General features: G+C 36.8%; 9 protein-coding genes and 1 riboswitch. Of the genes, 4 read left to right on the plus strand and 5 right to left on the minus strand.

Annotated features, from left to right (window positions below):
• Window positions 1–182: 182 nt before the first annotated feature.
• On the minus strand, window positions 183–1,685 hold the full coding sequence (gene nhaC, locus A9996_RS05905; protein ID WP_066432178.1) for a Na+/H+ antiporter NhaC: 1,503 nt from the start codon (window positions 1,683–1,685) through the stop codon (window positions 183–185).
• A 394-nt stretch (window positions 1,686–2,079) separates the two neighbouring features.
• Complete coding sequence (locus tag A9996_RS05910) at window positions 2,080–3,282, minus strand: aminotransferase class I/II-fold pyridoxal phosphate-dependent enzyme (RefSeq protein WP_066432179.1); 1,203 nt, start codon at window positions 3,280–3,282, stop codon at window positions 2,080–2,082.
• A 167-nt stretch (window positions 3,283–3,449) separates the two neighbouring features.
• Here A9996_RS05910 and A9996_RS05915 point away from each other — a divergent pair, with 167 nt between their 5' ends.
• The 3 genes from A9996_RS05915 (at window position 3,450) to lpdA (ending at window position 6,057) form a co-directional block, all read left to right on the plus strand.
• The gene (locus A9996_RS05915) at window positions 3,450–3,908 is read left to right on the plus strand and encodes an Lrp/AsnC family transcriptional regulator (protein WP_066432184.1); all 459 of its coding nucleotides are present in this window, start codon (window positions 3,450–3,452) and stop codon (window positions 3,906–3,908) included.
• A gap of 4 nt (window positions 3,909–3,912) precedes the next feature.
• On the plus strand, window positions 3,913–4,539 hold the full coding sequence (locus tag A9996_RS05920) for a CPBP family intramembrane glutamic endopeptidase (RefSeq protein ID WP_066432186.1): 627 nt from the start codon (window positions 3,913–3,915) through the stop codon (window positions 4,537–4,539).
• Window positions 4,540–4,656: 117 nt separating this feature from the next.
• Window positions 4,657–6,057 (plus strand): dihydrolipoyl dehydrogenase, encoded by a 1,401-nt coding sequence (lpdA, locus tag A9996_RS05925; protein WP_066432188.1) that lies wholly within the window; start codon window positions 4,657–4,659, stop codon window positions 6,055–6,057.
• Between the two features lie 62 nt (window positions 6,058–6,119).
• Here the strand turns inward: lpdA and A9996_RS05930 are convergent, their stop codons facing one another.
• The 3 genes from A9996_RS05930 to A9996_RS05940 all read right to left on the minus strand — a co-directional run bounded on the left by A9996_RS05930 (window position 6,120) and on the right by A9996_RS05940 (window position 8,614).
• Complete coding sequence (locus A9996_RS05930) at window positions 6,120–6,710, minus strand: hypothetical protein (protein ID WP_066432190.1); 591 nt, start codon at window positions 6,708–6,710, stop codon at window positions 6,120–6,122.
• Window positions 6,711–6,844: 134 nt separating this feature from the next.
• On the minus strand, window positions 6,845–7,561 hold the full coding sequence (locus tag A9996_RS05935) for a LytR/AlgR family response regulator transcription factor (RefSeq protein ID WP_245905290.1): 717 nt from the start codon (window positions 7,559–7,561) through the stop codon (window positions 6,845–6,847).
• Complete coding sequence (locus tag A9996_RS05940) at window positions 7,562–8,614, minus strand: sensor histidine kinase (protein WP_066432192.1); 1,053 nt, start codon at window positions 8,612–8,614, stop codon at window positions 7,562–7,564.
• A 191-nt stretch (window positions 8,615–8,805) separates the two neighbouring features.
• Here A9996_RS05940 and A9996_RS05945 point away from each other — a divergent pair, with 191 nt between their 5' ends.
• Window positions 8,806–9,216: a MotA/TolQ/ExbB proton channel family protein gene (locus A9996_RS05945; RefSeq protein WP_066432193.1), complete on the plus strand. Its 411-nt coding sequence runs from the start codon at window positions 8,806–8,808 to the stop codon at window positions 9,214–9,216.
• Window positions 9,217–9,261: 45 nt separating this feature from the next.
• Window positions 9,262–9,354, minus strand: a riboswitch (TPP riboswitch).
• Window positions 9,355–9,484 lie beyond the last annotated feature (130 nt).

Genomic DNA, 9,484 nt, shown 5'->3' on the forward strand with positions numbered 1-9,484 from the left:
ATTATTTAATTTTAAGATTAATATTTATTTCTACTGCAAAACTAGCTCTATCCTCCGCGTATAACTATAGAAATTTATTATATAAAATTATATTAGCATAAGTTTAATCAATGATCCAAGTGGGGCACAATACACCTATTGATTTACAAAAAGTAGCGGAATGCAACTTTTCGTTAACCTTATTATTGCTTAACAACTTCTGATTTAGGAGTAGCGAGCTGGCGGATTTTTATTCTAAATCCGGCGAACAATAGGGTCATAAAAGGGCTCAACCAATTAAAAATAGCATAACCGGCATAATGCATCGTGTCCACTCCCAACACACCACTATGATAGGCGCCACATGTATTCCATGGCACTAACACCGAGGTCACGGTTCCACTATCTTCCAAGGTTCTAGAAAGGTTTTCAGGAGCCAGACCTTTATCTTTATAAGCTTGCGCATACATTTTTCCAGGAACTACAATGGCGAGATATTGGTCGCTGGCAGTTAAATTCAAAGCCAAACAGCTGGCCACGGTACTCGCAAAAAGTCCGAAAGTTGTGTGGAACAATTTTAAAAGTGCTTTACTGATTGCAGACAAAGCGCCAATGGCATCCATGATGCCACCAAATACCATAGCGCAAAGAATCAACCATACTGTACCCAACATGCTCGACATTCCCCCGGATGAGAAAAGACCTTTTAAGGCTTCATTATCAGTAGGTATTGAGGTGTCCACCGTTATAGCATCCATGAGTCCTTTGTAAGCTGTACTAAATGTTAAGGAGGTTCCGCCTCCTATGGATGCTACAATATGAGGTTGAAAAATGAGTGCAGCCGCAGCGGCTAACAAAGTGCCTATTAAAAGCGCCACAAGCGGGGGTGTTTTCTTAACGATCAAAACAATCACAAGAACTGGCACTACAAATAACCATGGGCTCACATTAATTGCTTCATCCACAGCTTTTATGATACCGTCAGTGTTAGCTGCCCCTGTAGTGTCTATATTTAAACCAATAATGATGAAAACGGTCAGGGTGACAATTAAAGTTGGTACTGTGGTGTAAAGCATGTATCTGATGTGCGTAAACAAGTCTGTTCCAGCCATGGCTGGGGCTAGATTGGTGGTATCGCTCATTGGCGAAATTTTATCTCCAAAATATGCTCCTGAGAGAATCGCACCAGCGGTCATCCCTAGTGAGATGCCTAATGCATCCGCAATACCGACAAGCGCAATCCCAACGGTTGCAGATGTGGTCCAGCTGCTCCCTGTTGCTACGGAAATAATGGCGCAGATAATGACACATGCCGCTAAAAAGATTGTAGGATTCAATATTTGAAGTCCGTAGTAAATCATCGTTGGTATAATACCGCTAATGAGCCAAGTACCCGCAAGCGCACCTACCATAAGAAGGATCAAGATGGCACCACCGGTAGATTTTATATTTTCTGAAACTTCTTCGATCATCTGATCAAAGGAAACTTTATTGAAAACACCTACAATAGCAGCAACAGCACCTCCCAATAACAATATAAACTGATTGGATCCTTCTAAGGCGTCGCCTCCATAAACGTATACATTATAAGCAAGCATAGCTACCAGAGCAAACACAGGAATTAGTGCTTCCCAAATATTCAGTTCTTTATTTTCAACAATATGTTCATCCTGAGGTACTCTTGGTTTAATGTCTTGGCTTTCCATTAAGAAGGGCGTTAGTTGGTTTGATTTTTATTCTAATACGTAATGTTACGATTTTAGACAAACCTATGCAAATCAAATTAAGGCCATGCGTGAATGGGATTGGGTTTTTGCTGAAAAGGTGTATTTAGTTTGAGGGTAGTGGTGTTCTCTGACGTGTATTGTCATTTTTAAGAAACCCATGCCATAAATGAAAATACACTTGTTTTTTTATGGCCTTTATTATGGAGTAGCACATATGGGAACAGAGTGCTTAAAAGTTTGGTTTTAAGCGCTCAACCCATTATTTATTTTGATAGACTGCAGTGAAACTTGAGATATATTTGAAACGAATTTCAGCAATTGAAAAAAGACCTAATTGGAATTTGGTACTTTATTATTGGTAACTTTAAAGGACTTATTTTAAAATGTTAAGCGCCTTCATACAGGATTTCATCATGTCATAAGTTCTTTCAATATCGGCGTCCAATCCAATAGAAAAACGAATGAGGCCATCACTCAAGCCCATTTCTTTTTGTTCTTCTTCCGGGATTTCAGAAGACGTTGAACTTCCAGGTGCAGAAAATAAAGTTTTGTAAAACCCTAGACTTACCGCAAGATAGCCTAAGTTTTGTTTTTGCATCAGTTCCATTAACGCATTGGCTTTGTCCAGAGAACCAACGTCAATGGTTAACATGCCTCCAAACCCGTATTTTTCATTCATCATTGATTTGAACAAGTCATGCGATGGATGTGAAGCAAGCCCTGGATAGACCGTTTTTAAACCGTCTTTTTCGAATCTGTCTGCCAAATACGTGGCATTCAAACTGTGTTGTTGCATCCTGATGTGTAGCGTGCGCAGGTTCTTCAAAATGGATGCAGCCCTTAAACTGTCCATCGTTGAGCCTAATAGCATACAGGCGCCGTCGTTGACATTTCGTAGATCGTCAATAAATTCCTGAGTCCCACAGATGACCCCACCAACGGTGTCACTAGAACCATTGATAAATTTTGTTAAACTATGGATCACAATATCCGCACCCAATTGTGCAGGGGAAATAGACAAGGGTGAGAACGTGTTGTCAACCACCAGTTTCAGATTGTGTTTTTTTGCCAATTTTGAGAGTGCTTCAATGTCGGCAACTTCCAATAATGGGTTACTTACAGATTCACAGTACAGTACTTTGGTCTTTGGTGTAATGGCTGCTTCAACGGCTTCTAATTTGGTGATATCCACAAACGATGTCTCTATATTAAAGCGTGGGGTAAAGTTTTTAAGAAAGGCGTATGTGCCGCCATAGATGGTCCGGCTTGATACTATATGGTCTCCCGCGCCACAAAGTTGCATCAAAACGGCTGTAATAGCACCCATTCCAGATGCTGTTACATTCGCAGTTTCAGTACCTTCCATAGCGGCCAAAGCTTTTCCTAAATAGAGGTTGGAAGGTGTAGAGTGGCGTGAATACAAATAGCAACCATCAGCATTTCCCTCAAAAGTGTCGAACATAGTCTTTGCAGAAAGAAAGGTGTAGGTGGAGGAATCAGAAATGGAAGGGTTGACGCCTCCAAATTCTCCAAAGTATTGTAAATCCTGTATATTATTTGCTGGTTTAAATGCCATAACTGTAATTGTGAATGAGTTTATATATGTTCAAATGTCTTATTTTTTAGACGATATATCAATAGATGTGCTTTAAGTTAGATTATAAATCTATGTTTTATTAATTTTACAGATATCTATTCTATATTTAGTCTTTTAAATTTGTTTCATCAGAAAAATTTTCTCCTATGAATTTTGATCCCATCGATAAAAAACTTTTAAAACTGCTCCAAGTTAACAGCAAGCAGACAAATAAGGAACTTTCCAGCAAATTAAACCTATCCGTTACCGCTGTTTATGAACGTATAAAGAAACTGGAGAAGGAAGGTGTTATTTCAAATTATGTCGCTTTAATACAGAAGGAAAAGATTAACAAGAATTTTGTGGCCTTTTGCCATATTAAATTGGTGCAACATACACAGGATTACGTTATTAAATTTGAAAAAGAGGTCGCTAATCTTGCAGAAGTGATGGAATGTTACCATATTAGTGGTGATTATGACTATCTCTTAAAGGTAATTGTTTCTGATATGGAAGCTTTTAGGGAATTTATGGTCAACAAACTAACATCTATCAACCATATCGGTAGTACACATAGCATGTTTGTCATCAATGAAGTCAAACATACCACTGCCATAAACATGTAGGTTCATGCAATCGGTCACTTACAAACTCACAGAATTCTTCTTGATTTTTATAATCTTGCCAGTGAGTTTTGCGCTACATTATCCCTTTTTGATTAAAGCATGTCTTGCTATCTCTGGTTTTATTTATGTCATTTATGTTCTGGTCAAAGTGGAAGGGAACCAATTTAAATTAGCTCCAAATATCCGATGGATGTCATTTTGGAGAGCTGTTTTTGTCAAATTTCTGGTCATTGCATGTTTGACAATTGGTTATATGCTGTTGACAGCCAAAGCAGAATTATTTCATGTGCTCTATCAACAACCCAAACTTTGGGTGATTATGTTATTTGCGTATGCCATGTTTTCAGTGTATCCGCAGGAATTGATTTTTCGCACCTTATATTTTCAACGGTACGCTTCCTTATTTACCAGCAGGTCACTTTTTGTGTTTATCAACGCCACGGTATTTTCTCTAGCGCACATTTTTTATAGAAACCCTTTGGTTTTATTGATTACCTTTTTGGGGGGTATTCTTTTCGCACTAACTTATGACAAAACCAAATCAACACTTCTCGTATCCATTGAACATGCTATCTATGGCTGTTGGTTATTTACGGTAGGCATGGGGCACATGCTAGGTTTTCCGGGGTAAGATTTCAACTTAGAATTGGAGATCAAAGTTTTTTAAAATCCTAGGTTGTAATTCGTGAAACGCAAATCAAAATCGTATTTTTGTAATCGAATTTAACAAACATCAAAAAACAATTTTATGAATTCATATGATGTAGCCATAATTGGCTCTGGTCCTGGAGGATATGTAGCGGCAATTCGTTGCGCACAATTAGGCATGAAAACTGCAATTATTGAAAAATATGCAACACTTGGTGGTACTTGCCTCAATGTGGGCTGTATTCCCAGCAAAGCGCTTCTAGATTCTTCACATCATTATGAAGATGCCGTTAAGCATTTTGAAGAACATGGCATTGATATCCCTGGAGATATCAAGGTGAACTTAAAACAGATGATTGCACGCAAGCAAGCCGTTGTTGATCAAACAACTGGTGGTATTGATTTCTTGATGAAGAAAAACAAAATTGACGTTTATCAAGGGTTGGGTGCTTTTAAAGATGCAACTCACATTACGGTTACAGGTGAAAAAACTGAAGAAATTGAAGCGAAAAACATAATCATCGCCACAGGAAGTAAACCGGCCAACTTGCCATTCATCACTTTGGATAAAGAGCGCGTTATCACGTCAACCGAAGCCTTAAAACTTAAAGAAATCCCAAAACATCTTATCGTTATTGGTGGTGGTGTCATTGGTTTGGAGCTTGGTCAGGTATATGGAAGATTAGGTGCTGAAGTGACCGTTATTGAATATATGGATCGCATTATCCCAAGCATGGATGCTGGATTATCAAAAGAGTTGAACAAAGTTTTCAAAAAAGCCAAATTCAACATTAACGTGTCGCACAAAGTAAAATCTGTGGAACGCAAAGGTGATGAGGTCATTGTTAAAGCCGATAACAAAAAAGGTGAGGAAGTTGAATTTAAGGGAGACTATTGTTTGGTATCGGTTGGTCGTCGTCCTTATACCGATGGATTGAATGCTGAAGCTGCAGGAGTAAAACTGACTGATAGAGGTCAAATTGAAGTGAATGAACATTTGCAAACCAACGTTAAGAATATTTATGCTCTTGGGGATGTTGTTAAAGGTGCCATGTTAGCTCATAAAGCATCTGAAGAAGGTTCATTTGTTGCAGAAATTATAGCTGGACAAAAACCACATATTGATTATAATTTGATTCCTGGAGTGGTTTATACATGGCCAGAAGTTGCTTCCGTTGGTAAGACAGAAGAGGAATTAAAGGATGCAGGCGTTGCGTACAAAACAGGCCAGTTCCCAATGCGCGCCCTAGGTAGAAGTAGAGCGAGTATGGATTTGGATGGCTTTGTAAAAATTCTAGCAGACAAGGAGACTGATGAAGTTCTTGGAGTTCATATGATTGGTGCCCGTGCAGCAGATATGATTGCTGAAGTGGTAGTGGCCATGGAGTTTAGAGCTTCCGCAGAAGATATCTCACGTATGTCTCATGCACATCCAACATTTGCTGAAGCAACTAAGGAAGCTGCTTTGGCAGCTACCGGGGACAGAGCGTTACACATCTAATAGAAGAAATTTATAAAATTAAGTAAAGAAAAAGGCAGGCGAATATCGTTTGCCTTTTTTATTTAAAGTTCTTGAAGGATATCCTTAATGCGAAGTTTTTTGCTATAATCGGACTCATTGACATCTCTCACTAAACAGTAAGCGTTTATCGCATTCGTTTTCACCTTCTCAACAAGCTCTTTCATGGTGTAAGGACCATATTCCTTAAAACGTTGAATATAATAAAACTGATGATCTGAAATTAGCTCTGTTGCTTTTTTGAGGTATTTTTCTTTGAGATACTTTTGAATGTCCTCTTTTGTATTTATTGTGATGTCGTAATCGCTACTATTGATAAAGAACGCATAGTCCTCGGACGCTTTCTGATTTAAGACCAAGGTGTCTTTGTCTTTGTAAAATGCTTTGATGAGAACAATCCCGTCTTCTGTAGTAATAGAGAGAAAGTTGGAATTTATAAAGCTCCATCGGGTCTTGGTCACATGATCATTTTCAGAAATGAACAATTCATTGTTCGGTTTGAACAGGTACATCGCCTTAGCATCTTCTATACCATTGATCAGCACCCATTCTTGATTGATAAATTGCGTATCATGGTGCAACGAATAATCAAAGGGTTCTAACTTGGGGACAATATGATGTAAGATGTCTGTCAATTGAAAGAATGTAGGTTAAATTAAAACAAAAGGTGTTTAATCATTTCAACTTAAAAATACAAGATTTGGTTCTAACCGACACCATTTGAACGATATCAGGACGCTTTTTTAGACGAAATGAAAAATATAAGAACTTAATAGTGTTCAAGTTGCCTTAAAACATCTTTCTTATAACTTCTGCTTATAGTTAAAGCTTTGTCGTTCACAACGACGTGTTCATTAGTAAAAGCGCTAATATTTGCCGTTGCAACAATGAACGATCTATGAATTCTGATAAATTGGTTTCTGGGTAATTTTGCTTCTATCGCGGTAATGGTCTCTCTCGTAACGATAGTGTCATTGGCGAGATGAATTTTTAAATAGTCGCTGTAACTTTCTATATATACAATGGAGTGAAAATCAATTTTTATCATGCGTCGCTCTGATCGTACAAACATAAACGTCGTAACATCTGAACGTAATGGTGGGTTAGTTTGTGGTTTTGAATAAACTTCAAAATAAGTGTTTACAGCTTTGAGGAGGCGCTCAAAGGAAATGGGCTTTAGTAAATAGTCTACTGCCTGCAACTCGAAACCTTCAACAGCATAATCCCGATACGCTGTTGTAAAAATGATCTTGATATCTCTGTTAATAGATTTGGCAAAAGAAATTCCTGATACTTCAGGCATATTAATGTCAAGAAAGACCAAATCTATTTTGTTGTTATTGATGACATCAAACGCATCCATAGTCTTACTACAACTGGCAACAATGGTAATGTTATTGATTTTTGACAGATGGGTGGCTATAATTTCTCTAGCAATGATCTCGTCATCTACAATAATGCATGATATGTTTTTGGTGCGTTGCAATTAGTTGTGGTTTAATTCTAGATGGACCTTGAATATCCCCTTGGTATGTTGAATATTTAAATCGTAGTTATTATTATATAATAAATCCAATCGTTTTTTGATGTTTTCCAATCCTATGCCTTTTGAACCGGTATCGTTTGCAGAACTTGTGTTTTCGATCGAAAAGGTGATTTTATCTAAGGCACTGGTCAAATCAATTGAAATATGTAATACGCCATTAGTCAAACTTCCATGTTTAAAACTATTTTCAACAAACGGAATGAGTAACATAGGTGCAATTTTATCTGACTCCGAAGTATTGATGTGGTTGAAAACGACATTGAGGGTATTATTAAAGCGCAGGTGTTCAAGTGCAATGTAATCTTTTATATGTTGGATTTCTTCTGTTAAAAGTACAAAAGGTTTATCAGCTTGATAGAGTAAATAATCCAGTAGATTAGATAGTTTTAAAATCATTTCAGGGGTTTCATCCGCCTTTTTTAAAGAAAACCCATAAATGGTGTTTAGCGTGTTGAATAAGAAATGTGGGTGGATTTGCATTTTCAAATAATTGAGCTCCTGTTCTTTCAGCTGTAATTGAGTTGCCAGGATCTTGGTTTCCAATTTCTTTTTTTGTTCAGATTGCTTCAAATTCAGCTTTAATAATTTGAATGCGCTAACAACCAAAGTGACCATATATACAGCGATCATTACAAAAAAGAGATTTCTGCTAATTGGTGGCATATTTCTATACTGAAAATTTGACAAATATATCAGCCCATAAAATACAGAAACGACGATTAAATACCCCGACACGATCACCGTATAGAGACTATAAAGACCAAACAAAAAGTATCTCTTTTTAATCAGGTACTCTGGAATCAGCTTATAAATGGAGAGGTAAGTGGTAGCCATTGTTATTGGCATTAAAAACGATGAAAACGACAGGATAAAGTTAAAATCATTGCTATCAAAACCAAAAAAGTACATAAAAAACAGAAGAACGCCACACCAAAAAAGGACATGAAGTATAACTCTTATTGATATTTTTATAAAGTTTTTTTTGTTGAACATCCAAAGTAATTATATACAATAGTACTATAATTTTAATGCTAAATTTAAAATTGTAGATGAATGACAGCTTTAGCGCCTGTTTTGGCAGAATCGTTATTTAAGGACCTCAATTGGTTATCTGTCTCATTTTAATAATTTCGTTATAAATGCGACCTATGTTTGTGCCATGTTTAATTTAACACTCAATTCTTATGTTTTTAAAATTAGTATTTCAGAATTCATTTTTAATGATCAATCCATTTGTAGATAGGTTTAATGAAGGCGGACCCTTTATGATGACGCTTATTTTAACATGTCTAATCCTGTCCTTGGTTTTTATGGTTATAGGGTTTAGAAATCTCAAAAAAGACCCAGCGCATTCAAAAAAAATGACGCGGTTAATTGCAGATGTTAGTCTATTAGGTTTGGTATTGGGCTTTTTCGGTTCCATATTAGGAATGATTGAAGCCTTTGATGCGATTGAAGGATTCAATGATTCTGTGAACTCAACAATGATAGCAGGAGGTTTAAAAGTGTCTTTTCTTACCATACTATTTGGATGCTTTGTCTTTATAATTTCTAGGATAGGAATCTTGATATTAAAAGGACTTCAAAAACCTTAAGAAAAGAAAATAACAAAGGGAACAACAACTTTAAAATCGTTTGTTCCCTTTGCCTATTGTATTCCTTTTACTGGCATTATCCAGCAAGTTCAATGGGTATAATCTCAGCTAACTAATTAAGCACCCCAATACTATTTTAAAGATAGGTTTTTTTTTTGGATTTTTTAGAGGATTTAGAAACATTTAACATTATAAAAGATGGGTGAACTCGTTTATCGGAATGGAGGTGATAGCTTTTTAGTAAAAAAAAAAAACCTTTCTAGATGAC

Source organism: Gelidibacter algens (genome assembly GCF_001678675.1).
In the GTDB taxonomy this organism is placed as follows: Bacteria; Bacteroidota; Bacteroidia; order Flavobacteriales; family Flavobacteriaceae; genus Gelidibacter; species Gelidibacter algens.

Excerpts from the sequence above, each read along its gene's own strand:
- A9996_RS05940 (WP_066432192.1), bottom strand. The coding sequence starts at position 8,614 with ATGTTCAACAAAAAAAACTTTATAAAAATATCAATAAGAGTTATACTT.
- lpdA (WP_066432188.1), top strand. The coding sequence starts at position 4,657 with ATGAATTCATATGATGTAGCCATAATTGGCTCTGGTCCTGGAGGATAT.
- A9996_RS05945 (WP_066432193.1), top strand. The coding sequence starts at position 8,806 with ATGTTTTTAAAATTAGTATTTCAGAATTCATTTTTAATGATCAATCCA.
- A9996_RS05920 (WP_066432186.1), top strand. The coding sequence starts at position 3,913 with ATGCAATCGGTCACTTACAAACTCACAGAATTCTTCTTGATTTTTATA.
- A9996_RS05910 (WP_066432179.1), bottom strand. The coding sequence starts at position 3,282 with ATGGCATTTAAACCAGCAAATAATATACAGGATTTACAATACTTTGGA.
- nhaC (WP_066432178.1), bottom strand. The coding sequence starts at position 1,685 with ATGGAAAGCCAAGACATTAAACCAAGAGTACCTCAGGATGAACATATT.
- A9996_RS05915 (WP_066432184.1), top strand. The coding sequence starts at position 3,450 with ATGAATTTTGATCCCATCGATAAAAAACTTTTAAAACTGCTCCAAGTT.